Origin of the sequence: Streptomyces sp. SDT5-1 (genome assembly GCF_052245995.1) — a bacterium.
Lineage (GTDB): Bacteria > Actinomycetota > Actinomycetes > Streptomycetales > Streptomycetaceae > Streptomyces.
The window spans coordinates 105,418-127,042 of record NZ_JBQQCQ010000002.1 but is presented as its reverse complement, the minus strand read 5'-3'; the positions used below and the strand labels follow the sequence as shown (position 1 = coordinate 127,042).

At 72.5% G+C, this 21,625-nt stretch carries 21 protein-coding genes; 9 read left to right on the top strand and 12 right to left on the bottom strand.

Annotation, left to right across the window (positions count from 1 at the left end):
- Positions 1-32: 32 nt before the first annotated feature.
- The 9 genes from ACTWJ8_RS40460 to ACTWJ8_RS40420 form a co-directional block, all read right to left on the bottom strand.
- Positions 33-1,244, bottom strand: a complete 1,212-nt coding sequence (locus ACTWJ8_RS40460) for a beta-ketoacyl-[acyl-carrier-protein] synthase family protein (RefSeq protein ID WP_443265423.1) — start codon at positions 1,242-1,244, stop codon at positions 33-35.
- Entirely contained in the window at positions 1,241-1,417 is a 177-nt protein-coding gene (locus tag ACTWJ8_RS40455) for a hypothetical protein (protein WP_443265422.1), read from the bottom strand. Before ACTWJ8_RS40455 ends, ACTWJ8_RS40460 begins: the two co-directional genes overlap by 4 nt.
- Complete coding sequence (locus ACTWJ8_RS40450) at positions 1,401-2,129, bottom strand: GNAT family N-acetyltransferase (RefSeq protein WP_443265420.1); 729 nt, start codon at positions 2,127-2,129, stop codon at positions 1,401-1,403. Before ACTWJ8_RS40450 ends, ACTWJ8_RS40455 begins: the two co-directional genes overlap by 17 nt.
- A complete protein-coding gene (locus ACTWJ8_RS40445; protein WP_443265419.1) occupies positions 2,126-3,370 on the bottom strand; it encodes an MFS transporter in 1,245 nt (414 codons plus the stop codon). The genes ACTWJ8_RS40450 and ACTWJ8_RS40445 overlap by 4 nt, the downstream gene beginning before the upstream one ends.
- Positions 3,367-4,692, bottom strand: coding sequence for a glutathione synthetase (locus ACTWJ8_RS40440; RefSeq protein WP_443265417.1), 1,326 nt, complete (start codon positions 4,690-4,692; stop codon positions 3,367-3,369). Before ACTWJ8_RS40440 ends, ACTWJ8_RS40445 begins: the two co-directional genes overlap by 4 nt.
- 533 nt (positions 4,693-5,225) lie before the next feature.
- Complete coding sequence (locus tag ACTWJ8_RS40435; RefSeq protein WP_443265416.1) at positions 5,226-5,618, bottom strand: hypothetical protein; 393 nt, start codon at positions 5,616-5,618, stop codon at positions 5,226-5,228.
- Positions 5,619-6,022: 404 nt separating this feature from the next.
- On the bottom strand, positions 6,023-6,217 hold the full coding sequence (locus tag ACTWJ8_RS40430) for a hypothetical protein (RefSeq protein ID WP_443265414.1): 195 nt from the start codon (positions 6,215-6,217) through the stop codon (positions 6,023-6,025).
- A gap of 863 nt (positions 6,218-7,080) precedes the next feature.
- A complete protein-coding gene (locus ACTWJ8_RS40425) occupies positions 7,081-7,989 on the bottom strand; it encodes an MmyB family transcriptional regulator (RefSeq protein ID WP_443265413.1) in 909 nt (302 codons plus the stop codon).
- A 156-nt stretch (positions 7,990-8,145) separates the two neighbouring features.
- Positions 8,146-8,823, bottom strand: coding sequence for a TetR family transcriptional regulator (locus ACTWJ8_RS40420; RefSeq protein WP_443265411.1), 678 nt, complete (start codon positions 8,821-8,823; stop codon positions 8,146-8,148).
- An 829-nt stretch (positions 8,824-9,652) separates the two neighbouring features.
- On the opposite strand from ACTWJ8_RS40420, the gene ACTWJ8_RS40415 reads away from it, so the two are divergent.
- From ACTWJ8_RS40415 to ACTWJ8_RS40375, 9 genes are all read left to right on the top strand, one after another.
- Positions 9,653-10,927, top strand: coding sequence for an ATP-binding protein (locus tag ACTWJ8_RS40415; RefSeq protein WP_443265409.1), 1,275 nt, complete (start codon positions 9,653-9,655; stop codon positions 10,925-10,927).
- A gap of 9 nt (positions 10,928-10,936) precedes the next feature.
- Entirely contained in the window at positions 10,937-11,368 is a 432-nt protein-coding gene (locus ACTWJ8_RS40410) for a roadblock/LC7 domain-containing protein (RefSeq protein ID WP_443265407.1), read from the top strand.
- Positions 11,365-11,724: a DUF742 domain-containing protein gene (locus ACTWJ8_RS40405; protein ID WP_443265406.1), complete on the top strand. Its 360-nt coding sequence runs from the start codon at positions 11,365-11,367 to the stop codon at positions 11,722-11,724. The genes ACTWJ8_RS40410 and ACTWJ8_RS40405 overlap by 4 nt, the downstream gene beginning before the upstream one ends.
- Positions 11,699-12,298, top strand: coding sequence for a GTP-binding protein (locus ACTWJ8_RS40400; RefSeq protein ID WP_443265404.1), 600 nt, complete (start codon positions 11,699-11,701; stop codon positions 12,296-12,298). The genes ACTWJ8_RS40405 and ACTWJ8_RS40400 overlap by 26 nt, the downstream gene beginning before the upstream one ends.
- The gene (locus ACTWJ8_RS40395; protein ID WP_443265402.1) at positions 12,295-13,506 is read left to right on the top strand and encodes a cytochrome P450; all 1,212 of its coding nucleotides are present in this window, start codon (positions 12,295-12,297) and stop codon (positions 13,504-13,506) included. The genes ACTWJ8_RS40400 and ACTWJ8_RS40395 overlap by 4 nt, the downstream gene beginning before the upstream one ends.
- A gap of 11 nt (positions 13,507-13,517) precedes the next feature.
- A complete protein-coding gene (locus tag ACTWJ8_RS40390; RefSeq protein ID WP_443265400.1) occupies positions 13,518-14,759 on the top strand; it encodes a cytochrome P450 family protein in 1,242 nt (413 codons plus the stop codon).
- A 203-nt stretch (positions 14,760-14,962) separates the two neighbouring features.
- Entirely contained in the window at positions 14,963-17,269 is a 2,307-nt protein-coding gene (locus tag ACTWJ8_RS40385) for a hypothetical protein (RefSeq protein ID WP_443265398.1), read from the top strand.
- Between the two features lie 933 nt (positions 17,270-18,202).
- Positions 18,203-18,427, top strand: a complete 225-nt coding sequence (locus ACTWJ8_RS40380) for a hypothetical protein (protein ID WP_443265396.1) — start codon at positions 18,203-18,205, stop codon at positions 18,425-18,427.
- 308 nt (positions 18,428-18,735) lie between these two features.
- Positions 18,736-19,164: an NUDIX domain-containing protein gene (locus ACTWJ8_RS40375; RefSeq protein WP_443265394.1), complete on the top strand. Its 429-nt coding sequence runs from the start codon at positions 18,736-18,738 to the stop codon at positions 19,162-19,164.
- Positions 19,165-19,361: 197 nt separating this feature from the next.
- On the opposite strand, the gene ACTWJ8_RS40370 is transcribed toward ACTWJ8_RS40375, so the two are convergent.
- From ACTWJ8_RS40370 to ACTWJ8_RS40360, 3 genes are all read right to left on the bottom strand, one after another.
- Complete coding sequence (locus ACTWJ8_RS40370) at positions 19,362-19,673, bottom strand: hypothetical protein (protein WP_443265393.1); 312 nt, start codon at positions 19,671-19,673, stop codon at positions 19,362-19,364.
- A 106-nt stretch (positions 19,674-19,779) separates the two neighbouring features.
- Positions 19,780-19,965, bottom strand: a complete 186-nt coding sequence (locus tag ACTWJ8_RS40365) for a hypothetical protein (protein ID WP_443265392.1) — start codon at positions 19,963-19,965, stop codon at positions 19,780-19,782.
- A gap of 119 nt (positions 19,966-20,084) precedes the next feature.
- On the bottom strand, positions 20,085-21,524 hold the full coding sequence (locus ACTWJ8_RS40360; protein ID WP_443265391.1) for a hypothetical protein: 1,440 nt from the start codon (positions 21,522-21,524) through the stop codon (positions 20,085-20,087).
- Positions 21,525-21,625 lie beyond the last annotated feature (101 nt).

Here is a 21,625-nt window from a genome sequence, read left to right as displayed (position 1 = left end):
GGCGAAGGCAGGCGCCCGGGGTGCACGTGCCGTCAGCGGCGGAGGAAGACCGTCAGGGCGTTGTGTCCGCCGAAGCCGAAGCTGCTGCTCAGCGCCGTTGTCGGGCGCTGGGAGCGGGGTTTGTGGGCGACGAGGTCGAGGTCGATGCCGTCGCCGGGCCGGGTGAGGTTGCGGATCGGCGGGACGGTGCCGGTGGCGAGGGTCTTCACGGCGAGGGCCGCCTCGAGGGCGCCGGCCGCGCCGAGGAGGTGGCCCGTGGACGCCTTCGTCGCGGTCACGCTGGGGCCGTGCGGGAGGGCCTCGGCGAGCACGCCGGCTTCGGTGAGGTCGCCGGCCTCGGTGCCGGTGGCGTGCGCGTTGACGTGGTCGATGTCGCCGGCGGCGAGGTCCGCGTCGGCGAGCGCCTGGTGCACGGCGCGGAGTTGGCCCTCGCGGGAGGGGGCGGTGATGTGCGCGGCGTCGGAGGTGACGGCGGTCCCGGCGAGGATGGCGTGGACGGGTGCGCGGCGGGCGGCGGCGTCCTCTTCACGTTCCAGCACCAGCACGGCGGCGCCTTCGCTCATCACGAAGCCGTCCCGGCCTGCGTCGAAGGGGCGGGAGGCGTCCTCGGGGACGGGGTGCTGGGACAGGGCGCGGATGCGGGCGAACCCGGCCAGGGAGACGGGCGCGATGCAGGCGTCCGCGCCGCCCGCGATCACGACGTCGGCTCGTCGGCTGTGCAGGAGCATGGCGGCGAGCCAGAGGGCTTCGGCGCCGGATGCGCACGCGCTCGTGGGCGCGTGGGCTCCGGCGCGGGCGCCGCGGTCGAGGGAGACGGCGGCGGCCGCCCCGTTCGGCATCAGCCGCGGCACCGTGTACGGGGAGACGCGGTCGTTGCCGCGTGCGGCACGCAGGTCGTGCTGGTCCAGGAGGCTTTGAGCGCCGCCGACGCCGGAGCCGACGGCGACCGCGATGCGTTCGGGCGCCACGTTCGCGGTGTCGAGCTGGGCGTCGGTCCAGGCCTCGCGGGCAGCGAGCACGGCGAGTTGCTGCGAGCGGTCCAGGCGGCGGGCGGCGACGCGGCCGATCGTGTTCTCGACGTCGCTTTGGACGACGCCGGCGATCTGGACGGCGGCCTCGGGCGCCCATTCGGTCTGCAGTTTGGTGATGCCGGAGTCCCCGTTGAGCAGGGCCGTCCAGGTGGCGGGCAGGGTGTCGCCGAGCGGGGTGATGGCGCCCATGCCGGTCACGGCGATGCGGGTCATGGCCGGTGCCCCCGTCCGGTGGTCGGCGTGCGGGTGCCGCGGATGCGGGAGGTGGCGGGCGGCGCGATGGTCTGCAGGGCGCGGCCGAGCTGGTTGAGCGGGTGGTCGAGGGCGGCCGCGGTCAGGTCGGTGCGGGCGGCGTGCGGCTGGTGGCGGTCAGCAGGCGATGGCATGGCGCGCTCCTCGGGTGCGGCGGTCGTGGAGGCTGATGCGGAGGTCGAGGTAGTCGCCGCCCGTGTCGGCGCCCGGCACGCCGAGCTGCTCGTGGACGCACTCCTCGTCGGTGCGGGCGGTGGGGCCGAGGCGCTCGAAGATCGCGTGGGCCGGGGTGTTGGAGCGGTTGATGTGGGCGTAGGCGGTGGCGTATCCGGCCGCTCGGGCCCATGCGGCGCGCAGTTCGGCGAGGGCGGTGCCCAGGCCGCGGTTCTGCCAGGCGTCGGCGATGAGGACGGCGAATTCGCAGACGGTGGGCTCGGCGGGCAGGTGCAGGACGTGGCTGACGGCGATCGCCGCGTCGGGCCTGCCGAGTTCGGTGGTGATCAGCGTGATGCTGTGCGGCCGGTTGACCAGGGCGGTCCACTGGGCGGCGCTGAGCGTGGTGCGGTCGACGTGGTAGCGGCGCCTGCGGCTGTGGGCGCTGCAGTGGGTGTGCAGGGCCTGGACGCGGTCGAGGTCGCCGAGGTGGGCGCGCCGGGTCACGGTGACGGCGCCGTCGCGCAGGTCGATGCGGTGGATGCTTCTGCCGAGCGGCGGGGTGGGGGGCGTGGCGCGCGGTCGGGATGCGGTGCGGGACCGAAGACGCGGCGGGACGAGCGGAACAGCCATGGAAACCCCCGTGTGGTGGGCGACGGACTGGTGCGCGGGCGGGGTGCGGAGCGTCGTCATGCGGCCGCCTCCAGTCCCGGTACGGGCGGGGCTGGTTGGGGGCGGGTGAGGTGACGGCGGGTGACGGTGAGGAGTAGGAAGGCGACGGCGGCCGCGGCGGCGGGCAGCGCCAGCGGCGCGTCGAGGGGTCCGGCCAGGGCGGTGCCTGCGGCGATGCCGACGCCGACGGCGGACACCAGCCAGCTGTAGGACTCGGTGACGGTGCCGGGCGCGGCCATGCGGTCGATCGCCTGGTAGCAGCACGTCAGCAGCGGTCCGAAGACCAGGCCGGGCAGCAGCGTGAACGCCAGGGCCAGGTGCGGGCCGCGGGCGAGCGCGAGCGGGCACCAGGCCAGCGCGAACACGCCTGCGGTGGTCAGTAGTTGAGTGGGCAAGGGGGCGGTGGGGGTGCGGGCCGCGGCGAGGGCGCTGCCGATCAGGGCGCCGATCGACAGGGCCGCGGGCATCGCACCGGACAGCCAGCCGGCCGCGTACCGCTCCCCCGCGCTGATGGCGGCCACGTTCACCGCGCCCAGGACGGCGACGAGCGCGAGCAGCAGCGTGCGCATCCCGGCCGGGGCCAGCGCTCCCAGCAGCGAGCGCCGCACCGCGGGCTCGGGCCGCCAGGTCCTCGACGGCGCCGACGTGATCACCAGGGCGGTGCCGGCGGCGGTGAGGGCGCCGGTCGCGGCGAGCGCGAGCGCAGGCCCGCCGAGTCCGGCAAGGGTGGCGGCGAGCAGAGGGCCTGCGACGTAGACGAGTTCCTGGGAGCCGCTGTCGAGCGTGTAGGCGGCCCGCAGATGCTGCTGGTCGGGGGTGAGGCGCGGCCACAGGGCCCGCAGGTTCGCCTCCGCGCTCGGCGCGGTGGCCCCGGCGACGAGCGCGCCGGCCATCGCGAGGGCCGGGTCGCGGGTGCCGGTGAGCGCGAGGGCGGTGAAGGCGGCTGCGTGCGCGGCGGCGCAGGCCAGGGTGGGGGCGGTCTGCCCGAGGTGGTCGACCAGGCGGCCGGTGAGCGGCTGCCCGGCGGCGACGGCGAGGGCGAACACGGCGGCCAGCGCGGCGCCGTGGGCGGTGCTGTGGCCGTCGGCGCGGGCGGCCGTCAGGAAGACGACGGGGCCCATGCCGAGGGGCAGACGGCTGATCAGGGTGCCGGTCAGCAGGCGGACGGTGTACGGCAGGCGCAGCACGGCGCTCCAGCCCACCGGCCGGTGCGCGTGACGGGCCCGCCGGGCGGGCGGGGCGATCGGGTCGGCGGTCGTCACGAGGCGTCTCCCCCGTACAGGCCGAGGCGCTCGTGGGCGCGGATGGAGCGGTAGTCGGCTTCGACGGCGCGCGGATCGCCGGAGCGCAGGACGAGCTCGCCGGGCGGGACGTGGGCGCGGACCGGGGCGTCGGGCAGGAGCGTGCTGTCGGCGTGCAGCACCGTGGGCAGCTGCCGGATCGTGCGCAGCATCCACCGGTCGAGGCGGCCGTCGCGGTCCGGGTGCAGGGGCACGCGCAGCAGGTGGAGTGCGCCGTGCGCGCGCACGCTGGTGCGGGACTGGTCGTGGATGGCGCAGTGCGCGGCGTCCCGGTGGGTGTCGCGGCCGAGCGCGAGGCGGGCGGCGAGCGCGGCTTCGGCCTGGTCGGCGAAGGCCCGCGCGGACAGCAGCAGGGGGCCGCGGCCGGGCAGGTAGGCGAGTTCGCAGGCCGTCGCTCCGGTCGACACCTGCAGCGCCTCGAGGACCCGGCGGATGTAGAGGGCGAGCAGGCGGCCCATCCGGCCGTGCTGCGGCACCAGGTCGAGGCGTTCCACGGCGTGGGCGGGACTGTGGTGGCAGGACCAGGTGTCGGTGACCGTGTGGGTGACGTGTCCGTCCGCGTCGCGGCCGCTGAGGGTGTTCACCAGGTAGCGGTGGCCCTCGACGTGCTCGCGGATCACCATCGGCACGGGCGGGCCCGGCTGTTGGGCCTGCAGGGTGTGCCAGGCCTCGGCGATCTCCTTCGGGCTGCGGCAGACGAGTTCGGGGGCGTTGTCGGTCGTGGCGGCGGTGGTGACGACGTAGGCGGGAAGCGCCGTGAAGGCGGCCCACTGCGTGGCGCGGGTCCGGCTCGTGGTGCGCAGCAGGCGCAGGGCGGTGAGACCGTGCGCGGTCAGGGCCTGGTTCTGGGCGCCGAGGTCGCCGCGGGCGGCCGTACTGGCCGGGTCGTTGCCGGGCAGGTCCAGGGCGTCGGCGAGCCGGTCGGCGAGCGCGAGCCCGGCGGGGCTGCCCGCGACGACCGCTCGTACGCCCAGCTCGCCGAGTTCGCGGGCGGTGCGGCGCAGGGATCCGCGGTAAGGCACGGTGCGGGTGAAGTCGCCGCCTGCCGGCGTCATCGGCCCTCGTGCGGTGGCCGGTTGGGCGTCGAGGGTGACGGCGATGCGGCTCCAGCCGAGCCGGGCGAACTCGGACGGCAGGCCGCCGTCGGGGCCGGGCGCCACGATCGCGGCCGCGCGCGGCGTCCGGGACGCCGCCGCCCGGTGGGCCGGTTCGGCCACCTCCTTCTGCCGGGGCACGGAGGGCCAGATGAAGGCCGGGTAGCGGGCCTTGAATTCGGCATTCATCGCAGGCCCCGCTCCCGTGCACGGCCCCGTGCGGCAGCCGGCCTACGGACGGGACGCGCGCTCAGGGCGGCGCGGACCGGTACGGCTGCAGACACGGGAACTCCCGGAAAAGGGCGGGGCGAACGGATGGGAACCTCGGCCCGCCTGGCGGCGCGCACGGGCGCGCAGCGCCGGGCGCGGGGCGGGGGGCGAGGACGAGAGAGGGAGGGCGGGACGCCGTCAGGGGGATGGCGGCGTCCCGCCGCGGGCCGGACACCACCCGGCTGCACCGCGCACAAAAATGCAGGCAGAGACGCCCGAAGGGGGCCACGGGCGCCGGTGTCCGGCGGGATTAGGGGGTACGAGGGGCGCCGCTTCCCTGCGCCCGCGCCCTGGTTCAGCGCGCGCGGTTCGCCACCAGGACCTGGTGCGTGGTGCGCGGCAACAAGAGCAGTCGGGTGCCGGGACGTGCGGCCGGACCCGCTTCCGGGACATGAGGAAGCGGTCCGGTCCGGCCTGCCGCGGCGGCCTCGCCCCGTGGTGGGGCCAGCTGCTTACGCGTGGGTGCGCAGGGCCTTGTACCAGAAGTGGTGCTTGCCGCTGTCGGTGCCGCGCATGGAGACGTGCAGCTGAACGCGGTGCCCCTCAGGGATCTTGCTGTAGCTGCGGGTGGCGCCCTTGTGGTGGCGGGTGCCGAGCCAGCCCCAGGACTTCTTCGCCGTCAGGTCCTTGACGAAGACCAGCGGGTACAGGCCGTCGCGCTTGGTGTCCTTCACGACCAGCTTGTCGCCGTGCTCGTACCAGGACACGGAGGCCCGCGGGTAGCTGCGGTGGGCCGTGGCGTCGGCCGCGGAGGCGGTGGAGGCGCTGACCGCGACGCCGAGCAGGGACGAGGCCGCGACGGCCGTGGCGACGGCAGTAGTGCGCAGGCGGCGGGACGTGAGCATGTGGGTTCCCCTTGCGGGTCAGGCGAGGGTGCTCCGCGCGTCAAAGTGGACGTCCGGCGGGGCCGGTTGGGCACTCGGGCCCTGGTGGGCCGGGGTGTCGTCTACTCTGATCGCGGTCAGGGGGCCTGTTCTCCCCCTGCCGGAGCACCCCAGCGATGGGTTAGGTCCATGGCTGGTGGTGCGATGACTCGGCAGAGTCCGTGGGTGGCCGTCCTTGCCAGAGGGCGGCCACCCACGTTTGTGCAGGTGGTGCGGCCCGCGCGGCGGGCCCTTGGGGCGGGAGCGCCCGTCCCGTGCAAAGGGGGGCCTGCTCCGCGCGCGGAGGAAGGCCGGCCTCTCACCGCTGATGCACGGTGATGGCGTGCTGGCGCGTCAGGCGCCGGGCGGTGAGCGGGACTTGGGAGCTATGCAGCCGGCGGGAGCGGGCTGACGTACGGCCCGGGCGGGGCGAGCTGCGGGCGCGCGGCCGCGGAGCGCAGCCGGACCGCGGGCCGGAGTGCCGGACCGGAGGCGTTGGCGGCCGGGATGCCGGAGGCCGGCGGTGCGGCCGGAGCCGTCGTGCGTGCGGCGGTGCGGATGCGGTGCGCGCGGTCGCGCATGTCAGGCGCCCCTTTGAGGTCGGGCCGGGGCGCTGCGGACGTCAAGGCGCGCGCTGTCGGTGCCGGTTGGTCGTGTTCCGGTACCGGACGAGCGCAGACGCGTGGTCTGCCCTGATCGTGTCAGGGGGCCTGTTCTCCCCCTGCCGGCGCCCCTCAGCGATGGGTTAGGTCCAGTGCTGATGGTGCGGTGACGTGGTGGCCGCTCCTGCCAGGGGGCGGTCATCCGTCGTGGTGCGGGTGGGCTCGAGGAGCCCGGTCGGCCTGTCCCGTGCTGCCAGGCACGGGATGGACCGCAGTGACGCGCGGCGTCACCTCGGTGGACTGGTCAGGGTCCGGGGTTTCGCCGCCGGTGATGTCGCGCCCTGTCCTCTATGGCGTTCCTGGATCCGATGTACTCGGGCCAGTTGGCCGCATGAGTAGTGCGGGTCATCGACTCTCCCCCGTATGCCCCCGCGGTTCCCCCGTGGAGGGCACGAACATCACCAGCGTCGTTCAGTGCGAGTCCGGAAGGTCGTCCGGTTCGCGCTGACAGAGATAATCCTTACCGACGGAAACGGCGAGGACAATGGGGAGCTAATTGTCGTACCGAATTCAGTAAGTTAAAGCTTGAACAAGCTGGCGGTGAGGGTGCACGGGGAGGCGCCTAAACGACCGCTTCGCGCTCTCCGGAAGGCCTCCAGCCTCGAAAAGTCGACACGGCGACCTATCACCCCACAAGCCCCCGGAGGCTTTCCATCTGCGGATCCGGTATTGCACCCATGCTTAACTGACCGCATAGTAACTTCTCGGCGCCGTGAGGCACTGCGTGCAGACATAAAAGAACTCCCCCGGAAATACCGGGGGAGAACGGACAGGGAGGGCGTCTACGCGGAGAGCGCGGGGATCATGGGCGTCGTCCAGTAGTCCGGACAGAGGCGGATCTGTCCGGGGTTGCGCCGCCGGGCAGCGGGGTCGCCCGAGGGAGGCGCACTGGGCTCGAAATCCAGGAGAACGAGGCGGGCGCCTTGCGAGTCGGAGGGCTGCGCCGACACGACGGTCAGGGCACCCCGGCCGTGGGCGGGGTGCCGTATCTGGCGGGCTACGCCGTCCAGGGTGAGACGCTCAACCGTCGTCCTGTCGTGGATCCTGCGCAACAGCGGGTCGTCGAGCACGTCCTGGTAGAGCTCTTGGAGTGCCACGTTCTCGGGGTATGCGGCAGCGGCGACGCGCACCTGTGCGACGCACTCCGGCGCCCAGACGGAACCCCAGTCGACCAGCACTCCCCCGCGGGCCTCGCGCGCGAAGAGTAGCCACCGCATCAAGTTGTCCGGCGGGGCGCCCTGCAGGAAGTCGCGGAAGGTCTGGTTCGTGGCGACGAGTTCCCACTCGGCGGTCACTACATAGGCGGGCCCGCGAAAGGAGTCGACCATGCGTCGCCATGCCTCCAGGTGCGGCAGCGTCGCATGGCTCTCCGGGTACAGAGGCCCTCGGGGGCCTTCTGGGTAACCGGCGTAGTGGTAGAGCCAGATGTATTCGAGCTCGCTGAGCTGGAATAGTTTGGCGAGGTCGTCCAGCTGTGCTTCGTGGGGCTTCTTCTGGCGCCCGCCTTCGAGCCGGTGATAGGAGCCGCGGGCCCAGCCGAGTATGGCTTCTACTTCGCTCTGGGTGAGTCCTTCGGCCTTTGTCCCCGGGCGCGGACGCTGCAACTGCGGAAGCCCGACCTGTTCTCGGCTCATCCGGCCCCGAAACCTGGTGAGCAGCGCCTGGAACTTGGCCAAGTCCGCGTCCCGCATTGCCCTTCTCCTCTCTCCCCGTGTGTTTTCCCTGGATGGGATGGCTGGCTCGGCCGCGGGCGGCGCCCTGGGACGAATGTCTGGGGCGCCGGGTCTTTCCTGCGGCACGAGCCCGATTTGCGTGCGCCGCCCGGCCCGGGCGGCGCGCTCCGGCGGTTAGTCGCCGGGGATGCCTGCGCCGACCAGCTCGAACAGGTGGCGTCCCCGGTCCGGTGAGAAGTCCAGCTCGGGTAGACACCGCGGGTGCGCGGTGGCGGTCAGCAGGTTGCGGTACATCACGCTGATCCGCTCCTCCACGTGCTCGAGGTGCTGGTCGACCGCGTGGGCGGTGAGCACCAGCCCGGACCATGCACCGGCGATCTGGAAGGCGGTGGCGCCGGTGTCCACGCCGGGCAGCAGCTCGCCCCTCTCCTGCGCGTCGTCGAGCTGTGCCTTGTCGATCGCCACCCAGGCCGGCCACGGCGTGCCGTAGGTGGAGGGCGCCTGGTAGGTGACGGACAGACGCAGAGCGGCGCGGATGGCCGCCTCGCGGGCGACGCGGTAGGCCAGGATCATGCCGGTGTCGATGACCTCCTGGAGTTTGAGGTCCTGCGTCGGCAGGACCTGCAGGTCCATGAAGGTGTCGTCGAGCAGGGCCTCGGCGAGGTCGGCCTTGGTCTTGAAGTGGTGGTAGAAGGCGCCCTTGGTCAGACCTGCCGCCTTGAGGATCCTGTCGACCGAGGCGCCTCCGAACTCGTGCTCCTCGAACTCCAGGCCTGCGGCGGTGAGCAGTTTGCGCCGGGTGGCCTTGGCGCGTTCCTGCATCGCGCGCTTCTTGTGTTCCGGATCGGTCATATCCACTTCGCTTCTGGTGCTCATGCCGCTCACAGGCCGACCGTGCGGTCGTGGACCCACTCAAGGGATCCTCCGCACCGGTTCGGGCACTGTCGTGCGGCAAGCTCGTCGGGGGTGAGCCAGTCCCCGGGGAAGTCCAGGTCTCCGCATCCCGAGCACGTCCCGTACGCGCGGGCAAGGACGTCTTTGCCCGCGTGGTGGTCGGCACCATGCATGCAGCGCTCCTCCCAAGTCCGGTACGACGCAGGCCTGGACGGGCCGAGATGATCTTCCCGCACCGCTTTGGCGCTGCGCCCGACGGGTCCTCCGCCGGCTCCCGTACCGTGCCCGGCTCGCGCCGCCATGCGCTCACTCCCCTGTGCGTCGTGGTTCTCCGGCCGCCGTGGCCTTCGTGGCGGCCAGAGGCTTGACCTCTGGCCAGAAAGAATCACACACTAGGCGCCACAAGACCAGACCGAATGGTTTCTTGTAGCTGCAAGCGGCAAGTTACGTTCGGTAGGCGTGACGCTCAAGTGGCCTCACGTTCGCGCACTTTGAGGGGATGTGGCCGCCTTCGGCGGGCCGACCACCACTCCTATACGAGACCGGTTGGTACCGTGTAGGCGTGCTGGCGGCGCATCGGCTCGGCGTACGTGACCGGATGCCGCCGGAGCAACGGGAGAGCACAGTTCGGCATGAGGGGGATCAGGGCCGCCCAACAGGCGTGCCCGCATCGCCCGGGACAGCGGCCGGTGCCATGACCTGCACCGCCACTGCCCGGGCGTCTTCGTCACTGACTTGTCCTGCGCATTCCTGCCGCGTCTCGATATTCCGCCCCCGTGAGGATGAGATGAGCAGTTTCATGGACGTCGGCGTCACGGCCGTGCCGTGCGCGCTGGCCCTGGCCGGCTTCACCACCGCCTGGCGATCCCGCCGCAGCGCGGAGAGGGACCAGCGCACTCTTGCGGCGGAACGCGCCGACCACGCACGGCAGTTGGCGGAGATCGAGGCCAGCCTGCGCGGCTTCGCCCGGGACGGGGTGCCGATGCTGCGGCCCGGCCAGGAGCCGGCCCTGCCGGTGCCGCACACGCTGGCGGACACCGGCGTCGCCAGGGAGTTCACGGCCCTCGCCGAGGCCCTCGCCGAAGCGATCCACCGCGAGTGGGAGGCCGGCCAGCAGAACACCGAGGCGGCCGTCGCCGAGGTGCGGCAGGTGGCCGACACGACGGCCGAGACAGCCACCCGCACCGCCGTGCACCACCTCAGCCAGTTGCTGCTCGCGACCCTGTCACGGCTGAACAAGGAGGTCAGCGCCTCCTTCAGGCTCCCAGTCGACGACGAGACACACGCGGCTCTGCTCAACATCGACCGCCGTGTCCAGCAGCTCCTGCTCCAGGTGCAGAACTACAAGATCCTCAGCGGGGGAAAGCTGACCCGGCGGTGGCCGGAGACCAACCTCGGCGAAGTGATCCGAGCCTCCTTGGGGCCCCTGGACCAGTTCACGCGAGTCCAGCAGGCAGGCACCGCGGACGTTGCCGTGGCCGCCACCGCCGTCGGGCCGGTGATGCAGGCACTGTCCCTTCTCATCGACAACGCCCTGCGCTGGTCGGAGCCGACCGCCCGTGTCGAAGTCGGCCTCGTCAAGGGCTCCCACGGCGTCACCGTGGTCATCGACGACACGGGACTGCAGATGGACGCCGACCAACTGGCTGCCGCCCGACGGATCCTGAACGGGGAGCAGCCCACCCGTCTGACGGACCTCCAGCCGCACGCCAAGCTCGGCTTTCCGGTCGTGGCCGCGTTGTGCAGCGGCTACGGATTCACGGCCGACGTGACGTCACCGAGTCCACGCGGTGAGGGGACCCGGGCGACGCTCTTCATCCCCCGCAAGTACGTGACCGACGTGGCCCCGACCCCCGAGCCGGTCCCGGCCCCGGTCGCTGCTCCTAAGCGTGCGACGACCGCCAACGGGCTCGCCATCCGCACGCCCCGCTCCCGCCCGGCGGCCCCGGCACCCGCCGAGGCCGCTGCCGTCACCGGGGCCAAGGCGGGCAGGCCCAGCGTGGCCGCCGCGTGGGCCGCGGGAATCCGGCAGGCCCCCGACACCGACCCCGTCATCGAGTAGGAGCCCCCCATGCAGATTCAGACGTCGACCGCGCCGCACGCGAACAGCCGGGGCGAGGACCTCGAACGCTTCATCGGCAGCCTGGACGGCGTGCGCTGCGCCGTCCTGCTCTCCGGCGACGGCCTCCTGCACTCGCGCACACATGGCCTGACGCAGGACGAAGGTGAGCGCCTGGCCGCGATGGCCAGCGGGATCTGGGCCATCACGGGCCAGTACGACCAGGGCTCCCGAGGCGGCGGCGTGCGCCAGGTCCTCCTCGAACTGGACCGGCATCTGTGCCTGATCTCGCAGGTCGGAGAGAACATGCGGCTGATGGTGGAGACCACGTCCCCGCATGTCGATGTCGCCACCATCGCCGGGCAGATGGCCCTGATGGCCCACAGCGGCGACCCGCGCCTGGCCGTGGCGGAGCGCACCCCCACCGACGAGCCGGGCACATGAGTGGCCCACGGCACGACCCGGACTTTGTCCGGCCCTATGTGCGCACCGACGGCGCTCTGCGCCCCGCCCGCGCCGACGTGCGCGTGGAGACGCTCGTCAAAGAAGGCGGCGGGCCGCGTGGCCCGCTGGGCGTGGACCACCACCGGGTGCTGAGCCTGGTCGCACAGGCCAGCGGTGCACTGGCGGTCGCCGACCTCGCCGCCGCCCTGGACCTGCCGCCCAACACCGCCCGCATCCTCGCGTCCGAACTGCTCGACAGCGGCCACCTGGCCACCCCGCTCGACGCCCGCACCGACCAACCCGACATCAGCGTGCTGCAGGAGGTACTGGATGGGCTCCGCGCCAAGGTCTTCTGACCCCGTACCCACCACCGCGGTGCGCTCGGCGAAAGTCGTCGTCGCGGGCGCCTTCGGCGTCGGCAAGACGACCTTCGTCGGCAGCGTCTCCGAGGTCGAGCCGCTGCGCATGGAGGAGCCGGTCACCGCCGTGTCCGTCGGCGTCGACGACCTGCGCTCCACCCCCGGCAAGACGACGACCACGGTCGGCATGGACTTCGGCCGCGTCCACATCAACGACGACCTGGTCCTGTACCTGTTCGGGACGCCGGGCCAGACCCGGTTTCACTACCTGTGGTCGGACCTGATCGACGGTGCGCTGTGTGTGCTGGTGCTGGTCGACACCCGCCGTCTGACGGACGCCCACCCGGTCCTCGACTTGGTCGACGCGCTCGGCGTGCCCTACGCCGTCGCCGTCAACGTCTTCGACGACGCCCAGCGCTACCCGCTCGCCGAAGTCCGCCAGGCCCTCGCCCTGGGCGACCACGTCCTGCTGACCGAGTGCGACGCCCGCGACCGGGACTCCTGCCTGCTCACCCTGATCGACCAGCTCACGCACATGACCACCCGCCGCCCATTGGAGCCTCAGCTGTGACCTCCTGCCCCCACCAGAGGCCGCGCCCGCAGCCGTACCCGCTGTACGCGCCGCAGTTCGCAGCCGACCCGCACCGTGCCTACGCCGAACTGCGCGCCGAGCACGGCCCGCTGGCCCCCGTCGAGCTGGCGCCCGGCGTGCCCGCGACGCTCGTGCTCGGCTACTACGAGGCGCGAGAGATCCTGCGCGACGAGGAGCGCTTCCCCGCTGACCCGCGCGGCTGGCAGGAGCACGTCCCCGACAGCTGCCCCGTCAAGCCGATGCTCCAGTGGCGGCCCAACGCGATCCGTACGTCGGGCGCCGAGCACCGCCGCTACCGGCAGGCCACCGTGGATGCCCTCAAGCCCGTCGACCAGCACCAGCTGCGCGAGCTCACCGAGAAGACTGCCGCAGGCGCGATCGCCGACTTCGCGTCTGCCGGGCAGGCCGACCTGCTCAGCCAGTTCGCCTGGCCCGTCGTCTTTAAGGCGCTCAGCAGCATGCTGGGCTGCCCCGACCATCTCGGGCAGCGCATCGCCGACGGCATGATGGCCCTCTTCGACGGCGACGACGCCACCGACGGCAACGCGCGCCTGGAACAGGCCGTCGCCGACCTCGTCCGCCTTAAGCGGGTCCTGCCCGGGGACGACGTCACCACCCGGCTGCTTGCACACAAGCCCGAACTCAGCCAGCAGGAGATGACCCATCAGGTCGTCACCCTGTACGGGGCGGGCATCGAGCCCGTCGTCAACTTGATAACCAACGCGCTGGTGATCCTGCTCGCGGACGACGACCTCGCCGGCGACGTCCACGCCGGCACCGGCACCGTCCACGAGGTCCTCGACCACGTGCTGTACAAGGACCCGCCGCTGGCCAACTACTGCATGAGCTACCCGCCGCACCCCGTGCAGATCGACGGGTATCTGCTGCCCGCCCATCAGCCGGTCGTCATCTCCATGGCGGCCGCCAACAACGACCCCGCGCTCGGAAACGAGCCCGCGGCCGCCGGGAACCGGGCACACCTGGCGTGGAGCGCCGGCCCGCACGCCTGCCCGGACCCGGCCCGCGCCCAGGCCTACCTCATCGCCGAGACCGCGCTCACCTGCCTCCTCGACGCCCTGCCGGAGGCTGAACTGGCCTGCCCGCCCGCCGAACTGACGTGGCGTCCCGGGCAGTTCCACCGCGCGCTCACCCACCTGCCCGTGCGCTTCCGTACGGCACTGAACTGAGGAGAACCTCGATGACCGATGTCCACCCGGCCCCCGTGGAGCTCGACCGGACCGGCGCCACCCGCCACGCTGAGCACACCCGTCTGCACTCTTACGGCACCGCCGCCCCCGTCGACATTCTCGGGGTGGCCGCACACGCCGTCACCGACCCCGACGAGCTCAAGCGGCTGCTGTCGGGGCATCAGGTGACCAAGGACGGCCGCAACCACTGGCCCGACTTCGCGCAGGTCGCCCAGACATGGCCGCTGTCGTTGTGGATCGCCGTGGAGAACATGTTCACGGCCGGAGGCTCACGCCACCGCCGACTGCGCCGCATGATCGCGCCAGGGTTCACCGTCCACCGCATCAACCGGCTCGCCGGCGTCGTCGACAGCCTCGTGTCCGGTCTCATCGAGGACCTCGCCGCCGACCCCAGCGACACCGTCGACCTGCGCGCCCGGCTCGCCGAGCCGCTGCCCATCGCCGTCATCGGCCACCTGATGGGCCTGACCCCCGACCAGATCACCGGCTTCAAGCACATCGTCGACGGCGTCTTCGACACCACGCTCAAGTCCGACGAGGCCAGGGCCAACAACCAGGCCCTCGAAGACGTCCTGTCCGACCTCATCGCCGCCAAGCGTGCCCAGGAGGAACCGGGCGACGACCTGACCAGTCACCTCGTGCGCGTCCGCGACAACGACAGCGACGGCGACGGGACCGGTCTCACCGACGAGGAACTGCTCGGCACGCTCGTACTGATGATCAGCGCCGGGTACGAGACCACCGTCAACGTGATCGACCAGGCCATCACGCTGCTGCTCAGCCACCCCGAGCAGCTCGACCTGATCCGCGCCGGTGGCCCGGGCCCCACCTGGGCCGACGTCGCGGAGGAGACCCTGCGTCTCGAGCCGGCCGTCACCCACGTGCCACTCCGATTCGCCGTCGCCGACATCGAGCTGTCCGACGGGCACCGCATCGCCAAGGGCGACGCGGTCCTCGCCTCGATCGGCGCCGCCAACGTGCACCCCAGTTGGCACGGCGACACTGCACGACGCTTCGACGTCGCCCGGGCCAACAAGGACCACCTCGCCTTCGGGCACGGCATTCACCGCTGCCTCGGCGCTCCACTGGCCCGCATGGAGATCACGTCCGTGCTCTCCGCGCTGTTCGAGCGGTTCCCCGAGATCCGCCTCGCCGTCCCGGCCCAGGAACTGACGCCCCTGCCCTCCCTGATCAGCAACGGCCACACCACTCTGCCCGTCCACTTGCGCTGACGTTCCCGCCCGCTGGCCCGGCACCGGGCCAGCGCGGAACCGACCTCCCGTCTTCTCACCGCCGCCGCAGGCGAGCCCTTCTCTCCCCCACACGTGTCATCCGAGGACGCCCCATGCCCGACGCGCCTGCCCGGCCTCACGGCCAGCCGGGTCCTGCGCATGTCGCGCGCGCGAGCTCCGCCCCTGCGGCACCTGCGGCACCCGTGCCGGTCTCTGCCTTCCTCCTGACCAAGACCATGCGCCGCCGCCTGCGGGCCGCCGTCCACGCCCTGGTCGACTCCCCCGCCCTGCACGGCGCCTCCGACGCTGCCCGGCTCGCCGCCATCGTCCTCACCGCGAAGGCGAACGTGCGCCGCGAGCACCACACCACGATCCGCGCGGCCGAACTCGGCCGCTGGCTGGGCATCTCCCAGTCCTCCGTCGCACACACCGTGCTGCCCGAGCTCCGCGACGCCGGCATCCTCGAAACGACCGCGACCGTCGACAACTGCAAGCAGACCACCGGCCTCGACTGCCTGATCCGCCCCCTGCACCAGGCACAGCAGCCCGGCCACCGCCGCGATCCCCTGGCACTGACCTGCCCCGAACTCGCCGTCCTGCTCCGGCTGCTGGAACGCCTCTTCGGCCCCGGCTGGGAACCCAAGGGCAAAGCACCCGTTCCCGCCGGACTGCTCGCCGCGCGCCGCGGCCGCGGCGCGGCCACCGACCGGCTCGCCGCCCTGCTGATGATCCTGTCGACCGGCACCGGCGGCCGCCTCCAGCTGTGCCCCGGCATCGTCGACACCGAGCGGGGCCGGCCCGCCGCCACCGTCGCCCGCCTGCTCGGCTGCACGGCCGCAGCCGGAGCGAACGTCCTCAAGCGGCTGGCGGAGTACGGGATCGTGCACGTCGAACGCCGTCCCACCGCCTCCGGCCTGAACGCCAAGTCCCGCGTGCTCCTGGTCCCCGTCGCCGAGGCGTGCCAGCGCACCCGGGCGGCCGCGGCCGCCGCCCGCTCGGCCGGCCCCTCAACCGCAGACCTCGCCGCTACTGCACCCGGGGATCTCCGCACACCCAGGGCCTCCACTCCCCCGCCGCGGCACGTGCTGCATGCCTCCCGGCACACCTCTGCCCCCTCAACTGCAGACCTCGCTGCTACTGCACACCTCCACACGCTCCACGCTCCTGGGGTTCCTGCCGGCGGATCGCTCTCGTTCTCGGGTGGCTTTTCCGGCGCAGCCGGGAGCGGGTCCGGTGATCTGCCGGGTCGCGGGCACGGGCGCGAGGACGGCCCGCTGCGCGGGGAACACCCGCAGCAGACCCCGGCGTCGACACCTGGGACGTCCGGCCGAGGCCCGGCCGTGCCCGGTACCGGCAGCCCGGCCGGGCACGGCGGCGGCCGGGTCCCGCTGCCGTCGCTGGATCTGCGGCGCGCCCTAGCCCCGGTCGACCTCGTGTGGTCCCGCCTCGAGCGGCCCGCCGCGCGCCGCCTGGTCGAGGCCGCCGCCCGCCGCGAACTCGACCGGCTCGCCGGGCTGTCCGGCACCGAGCGGGCACCGCAGCTCCTCGCAGACCGGCTCGCCCGGCGCCTCAACGAGCAACTGCGGCTGGCCGCCCCGATCCACGACCCGGTCGGCTGGCTGCTGAGCCGGGGCCTGCCGCAGCGTCAGCCGTGCGGCGACGTCCGCTGCGACGAAGGAACCCTCCTCGACACGGGCGAGCACTGCCCCCGCTGCCAGGACCGCCAGGACGATTACGCCGCCCAGCGCGCCGCCGTCGCGGCCGCCGTCGCCGCCCGGATGCCCACGGCAGATCAGGACACCCTCCGCCGGGCCGTCGACGGGCAGCTCCGCGCCACCGTGACGGTGCACCACGCGCGAGCAGCTCGGCGCCGAGAACAGGCCGCGCTCGACCGAACCGAGCGCGCGAAGGCCCGCGAGGCCACCCGCGAGCAGGCCCTGCGCGATGAGGCAGCAGCCCAGGCTCGCGCGGCAGCACACCAGGCACAACCGTGCCGCAGCTGCGGGCTGAAGAACTCGGCCGGCCACTGCGAACGCTGCGCCGACCAGGAGAGCGTGCACCGCCTGCTGGACGACGCCGTCGACCTCGCGGTCGCCGTACGCGCCGACCTCACCGACGCGGCCTCCACCCGGACACTGATCGAGCAGTGCGAAGCCGACACCCGCCGCCTCCTGGAGCAGGCAGCGGACCGGGCCGCCGGTCCGGCCGCGCTGGCGGGCGATCGGCTGCGCGCCCAGGTGAAGGTGGCGCGCCGGATCCGGCTCGAGCGGCGCCAGAGCGCGCTGCGGCACCTGGCGGGCTCGAACGCCGTGGTTGAAGCCGGGATGGCGGCCCACGCCGCCCATCGCGCACGCCTCCCGCACGCCCCGAGGGACGACGCGCAACGGGCCGCCCGCACCGCAGCCGAGCACAAGGCCGAACAGGTACTCAGCCAGCGCCTGGACCACCTCGCCGCCGTACGACGGGATCTGAGACCGGGCACGGGCCACGTCCTGGCCGCCGCCCCCTGACCGACTCGCGGCCCGCGGCCGCGGGCACACCACTTCGCCCCGGAGGAACCGACGTTGAAGCACTGGCTGCTGTGCGGCTATGAACCGCGTGCTGTATGGGCTGACCTCATCCGCTGGCTGCGGCGACGCACGCGGCCATAACCCCAGGGCAGCTCACGGGCACCGGACCTGGTCCCTGTGGTTGCGGGCCTGAAGAGCCTCGGCACCGTGATCGGTGGCCGCAAGGCCGCGTTGCTGCCACCCATTTTTCGAGCACGTACAGGACCTGGCCGGCTACCGACACCCACTGGCTTCTGGCCAGATGCGAGCAGGCCGACGACGTTGCCGCAGCGGTCACGAGGTTGCGGCCCCACGTGTTGCTCGCCCCGCCGGTCCGGAAATCCGCAGGTAGATCGCGCGGCACCCCATCCTTAGCGCACGTCGATCCTGGGCGCCCCTCCCCGGTCCTCTGGGTCCGCGGCTACGCCGAGTGGAAGGACAAAATCGCCACTCCGGCCTTCCAGGAGTACTACAACGGCGCGTTCGGCGTAACAGAGCTACGCAAACGCTCGGCGCCGAGCGGCAGTCTTCTAATGGCCAGTGAGATGGCCAGTGAGACTGACATCCCGGAGCGGCCTGCGTGGCGCACCGGAGGCATGCAGGCCGCTCCGGCGGGAGTTGCAGGCTGCCCGTCGGTCACACCGCCCGACACCCGACCTCAGAACCCGGGAGGAATCGCGGTGGCCTCCCGCCCCAACGGGAGGCCACTCACACAGTTCGACAGCCCTCAATCTCAAGCGCGCTCCAGCAGGGAGTTCACACAGATCGGATGAGAACCATCAGCACTGAAAACGAGAGTATCGGCCTGGGGGCCTCGCATACACGTCGAGCGCGCCCCTACGCCCATCGCACGGCATGCATTCGGTCGGCCGCGGCCACCAACGGGGGCAGGCAATGTTCCTGACTTTTGTGGTGGCTCTGTTGGTCGGCTGCGTGGTTGTCTACGCGGCGTACAAGGACACCAAGCTGGCTGTGGCCTTGGCTGCGGGGTTCGCCGCGATCACGCTGTTCTACGTGATCATGAACAGGGAACAGCCTGCTACGCAGCAGCAGACGGTCGCACCATCCATCACGACGCCGGTGAGCGAAGTGCCGGCGTCCGCGAGATCGGCGCCGTAGCTTGCGGCGCCTCCCGGGGAGTGTCAGCTCGTGCGTAAACGGGTCATGCCGCTCCAAGGGAGGCGCCCCCAGCCGCTGGCAACGGCGCTCCCGACGGCCACGGTCGCATGATGGCTGCAGTCGTGGAGCTTCCGCCAGTCCAGTGGGCGAGACTTCAGGTACCAGCAGTATCGAAATGGCGTGGTGTCACGCTTAGATGATCAACGTTCCCCGGCCGTCGGCGGCCGGGGAACACCCTCGCGCACCGCCTCCACACACGCCCGCTTGCCGGGAGTTGCGTCGTCCGCACACCGCTACGCTCGCGCTTCATGAGTGAAGCCCCCAGCCGCGATGCCTCCGTGGTCGCCGCGCTCGACGGCGAGCAGCGGGTCGCGATCCTCAGTTCTCACTTTCCCCAGCACGGCGGCCGGTACCTGTTCCTCCCCGGCGGCCGCCGTGAGGCTGGCGAGGACGCGGCCGCGTGCGCGCGGCGCGAGCTCCGAGAAGAAGCGGGAGTCACCGCCCGCTGCTGGGCCCAGCTGGGCAGCTACGCCATGACCCTCGCCTCCACCGCACGCGTCGACCTCTTCCTCGCGCGCGACCTGACGCTCGGCCCGAGGGAACTCACTGCCACCGAGATGGACTTCACTCTGGAGTGGTGGCCGCTGGACGCCGCGATCGACGCTGCTGAGAAGGGACGCTTCCTGCTGCCCGCGGGACCGCTCGCTCTGCTCCTGGCGGCCCGGACAGGGACCTAAGTTCCCCGAGATACGGGGCTTACCGTCCGGCGCGCGAGCGCAGCTCGATGGAGAACCCCACCCCCTCCTGAAGTGGCCTCCTGGGCCACAAGAGTTTTCAGCCTCTCTTCAGTTCCGTAACGGTGCTGCACGCCCGGACAGGAATAACCCAGGAACCTACCGCCGCGCCTTCGGTCGCTGGGAGGGGGGGGGCATCGTCACAAGCCGCTCACGGGGGCGGTGCGGCGAACACCGTGGAACCGCACGCGAGCCCGGCGCAGGCGGCGCTTCGTGTCGTCGTCCCCGCCACCGGTCCACCACCGCCAGGCCATATAACCGGCGCCGGCGCCGGCGATGCACGCGACGGCCGTGTTCTGGGTGACGAATCCGGCGATGCACATCGTGAACTGGGAGAGCGCGCACAGGCCGTAGACGGTCTTCTCCGAGATCCGTCTGAACGCGAGAGCCGTAAAGGCGACAATCGTGAGGGTCCAGGACATGACGAGGTACTGCAAGAATTCCGGGCTCATGGGGTGCCGTCCAGGTCGGCCCCCCGGGTGAAGCTGTGGACAGTGACGGCCTGGTCCTCGTCGTCGACCTGGCAGCGGGCGTGCGGCCTGCCGTCGACGTGCCGCATCAGCGGTCGTCGAGGGACGGGCCGCCGACCGGTCGCAGCCCGCCGGGCGGCGCGTCGACCACGATCAGGTCGTAGTCACCCGGCAGTCCCGCCAGTTCCTGCGGTGCCAGCTCCACGGTCAGGGCCGGGAGCGGAAAGGCGGCCCTGGACTTCTCCGTCCCGCCGCGTTCGACCGGACCCAGCATGATGAACCCCCTCCGTATGGTGCCTGCAGACTACCGAACTCGACACGCGAACTTGCCTGCTTCGCCGGACAGTTGACCGGCGCAGCTCTCGGAAGGGGAAGGTGCCTCCGCGGCCTCGGTCAGCGGTGCTTCCTGCGCCGGTCGAGCCAGCCCTTCAGCCTCCGACGCGGCCGGGATTCCGGCCCCGGAGTGGAGGGCGGGGGCGGTGGAGGCGTCGTCGGCTGCGGCGGTACGCCGGGCATGGGTGGCACGGACGGCTGCGCCGGGGCGTCCTGGAGGGGGCCGGGTTCGGGGGCAGCGTCCTGCGGGGCAGGGTCGTTCGGCTCGTCGGCCGCGACCGGGTCGGAGAGCCTGTCCGTGGGGAGCTCGCGCGGCGGGACGACCGGTAGGGCGGCGGCAGGGGCGTCCGGGATCGCGGCATTCTCGCTGGTGGCCGGAGGCGTCGGGGGTGCAGGCGGCGGGGCGGCGGGCTCGTGCTGGTCCGCACTCGCGGGCACGGTAGCGCTGTTGGCCGGGGGCGCCTTCTTCGCGGGTGTCGCGTGAGGTGGGGGAGCGGGCAGGCTGCGGGTACTCGGCGCCGGCTTGGGGGCCGGCGGTGCCGCTGGGGGCGGAGACGGAAAGGTCTGTCGGGTGCCGTCGGTGCCCCAGCGGGCCACTTGCCAGGGCTCGTTGACCCACAGCTGGATCTCGATCCCGCGTCGCACATGGTCGGGCTTGGGAAACAGCGTCCAGTGGCCGTAGCCCAGGAACTTGCCCGAGCGGCTTGCGGCGCCGATCCAGTCCGCGTTGGTACTGCGCAGCGTCACCTGCAGCGGCACGCGACGGTCCCCGATCAGGACGGGTTCGCGGGCAACGTACTTGACCACGTAGGTGCGGCCGGCTGTGCCGTCGACGGCGCTGGCGGTCGACACCGGTCCCCATACGGCGTGCGGGATCGGTGCTGCGGTGCCGTCGATGAGGGCCTGGGCGAGCTCGTGCACGTCCGCGCGGCCGCGGCAAAACTCGGTCCAAGGGATGTCGCGGCGGCCGCCGGGGGCGACGGCGGCGAACTGCTCGCTGGCCCGGGGGTCGTTGCGGAAGTTTTCCAGGAGCCGGACGATGCGGCGGGCCGAGGCGATGGCCGGCCCCTTCAGGTCGCTGGTCTTCCGCGGCCCGGAGGCGGTCGGGCGGGCGCCCGAGGGCGGACCCGGCGGGAGGGGGCCGCCGGGGCGTGAGCCGGGGCCGCCCAGGGGCGGGCAGATCAGCCGCCACTGGCCCCCGCGGCGGACCACGGTGCCCGGCGGAGCCTGCCCGGCGATCTCCTTGCCGCGCTGGTCGAGGTCGAACCGGCAGCTCGACTTGTGCTGCTGTCCCGGGTTCTTGGCGTAGTGCGAGGCGCGGGAGTCCGGGCTGTCGGCGTGGCCGGGGCGGGCGTGCACGGGGATCCGGCAGCCGCCGCAGGTCAGGGGCGGCACGTAGCGGGGAGCGGGTTTGACGTCGATCGCGGCCCGGTCGTACTGGTCGCCGTTCGCGTCGTAGACCCACGGGATCCGTACGTCCTTGCCCTCCGGCTTTCCCACCGCTCTCCCCCGTTCGTTCGGTTAACCCGTTCCCTCGATCTTGCCCCGAAGCCGGTTGTGCCGACAGGCCACTTGGCGACGGGCCACCGCGGTGCGTGGCG

Bases quoted from the DNA above. Each gene is read 5' to 3' on its own strand.
- ACTWJ8_RS40460 (WP_443265423.1), bottom strand. From the start codon at position 1,244: ATGACCCGCATCGCCGTGACCGGCATGGGCGCCATCACCCCGCTCGGC.
- ACTWJ8_RS40455 (WP_443265422.1), bottom strand. From the start codon at position 1,417: ATGCCATCGCCTGCTGACCGCCACCAGCCGCACGCCGCCCGCACCGAC.
- ACTWJ8_RS40450 (WP_443265420.1), bottom strand. From the start codon at position 2,129: ATGACGACGCTCCGCACCCCGCCCGCGCACCAGTCCGTCGCCCACCAC.
- ACTWJ8_RS40440 (WP_443265417.1), bottom strand. From the start codon at position 4,692: ATGAATGCCGAATTCAAGGCCCGCTACCCGGCCTTCATCTGGCCCTCC.
- ACTWJ8_RS40435 (WP_443265416.1), bottom strand. From the start codon at position 5,618: ATGCTCACGTCCCGCCGCCTGCGCACTACTGCCGTCGCCACGGCCGTC.
- ACTWJ8_RS40430 (WP_443265414.1), bottom strand. From the start codon at position 6,217: ATGCGCGACCGCGCGCACCGCATCCGCACCGCCGCACGCACGACGGCT.
- ACTWJ8_RS40425 (WP_443265413.1), bottom strand. From the start codon at position 7,989: ATGCGGGACGCGGACTTGGCCAAGTTCCAGGCGCTGCTCACCAGGTTT.
- ACTWJ8_RS40420 (WP_443265411.1), bottom strand. From the start codon at position 8,823: ATGACCGATCCGGAACACAAGAAGCGCGCGATGCAGGAACGCGCCAAG.
- ACTWJ8_RS40415 (WP_443265409.1), top strand. From the start codon at position 9,653: ATGAGCAGTTTCATGGACGTCGGCGTCACGGCCGTGCCGTGCGCGCTG.
- ACTWJ8_RS40410 (WP_443265407.1), top strand. From the start codon at position 10,937: ATGCAGATTCAGACGTCGACCGCGCCGCACGCGAACAGCCGGGGCGAG.
- ACTWJ8_RS40405 (WP_443265406.1), top strand. From the start codon at position 11,365: ATGAGTGGCCCACGGCACGACCCGGACTTTGTCCGGCCCTATGTGCGC.
- ACTWJ8_RS40400 (WP_443265404.1), top strand. From the start codon at position 11,699: ATGGGCTCCGCGCCAAGGTCTTCTGACCCCGTACCCACCACCGCGGTG.
- ACTWJ8_RS40390 (WP_443265400.1), top strand. From the start codon at position 13,518: ATGACCGATGTCCACCCGGCCCCCGTGGAGCTCGACCGGACCGGCGCC.
- ACTWJ8_RS40380 (WP_443265396.1), top strand. From the start codon at position 18,203: ATGTTCCTGACTTTTGTGGTGGCTCTGTTGGTCGGCTGCGTGGTTGTC.
- ACTWJ8_RS40375 (WP_443265394.1), top strand. From the start codon at position 18,736: ATGAGTGAAGCCCCCAGCCGCGATGCCTCCGTGGTCGCCGCGCTCGAC.
- ACTWJ8_RS40370 (WP_443265393.1), bottom strand. From the start codon at position 19,673: ATGAGCCCGGAATTCTTGCAGTACCTCGTCATGTCCTGGACCCTCACG.
- ACTWJ8_RS40365 (WP_443265392.1), bottom strand. From the start codon at position 19,965: ATGCTGGGTCCGGTCGAACGCGGCGGGACGGAGAAGTCCAGGGCCGCC.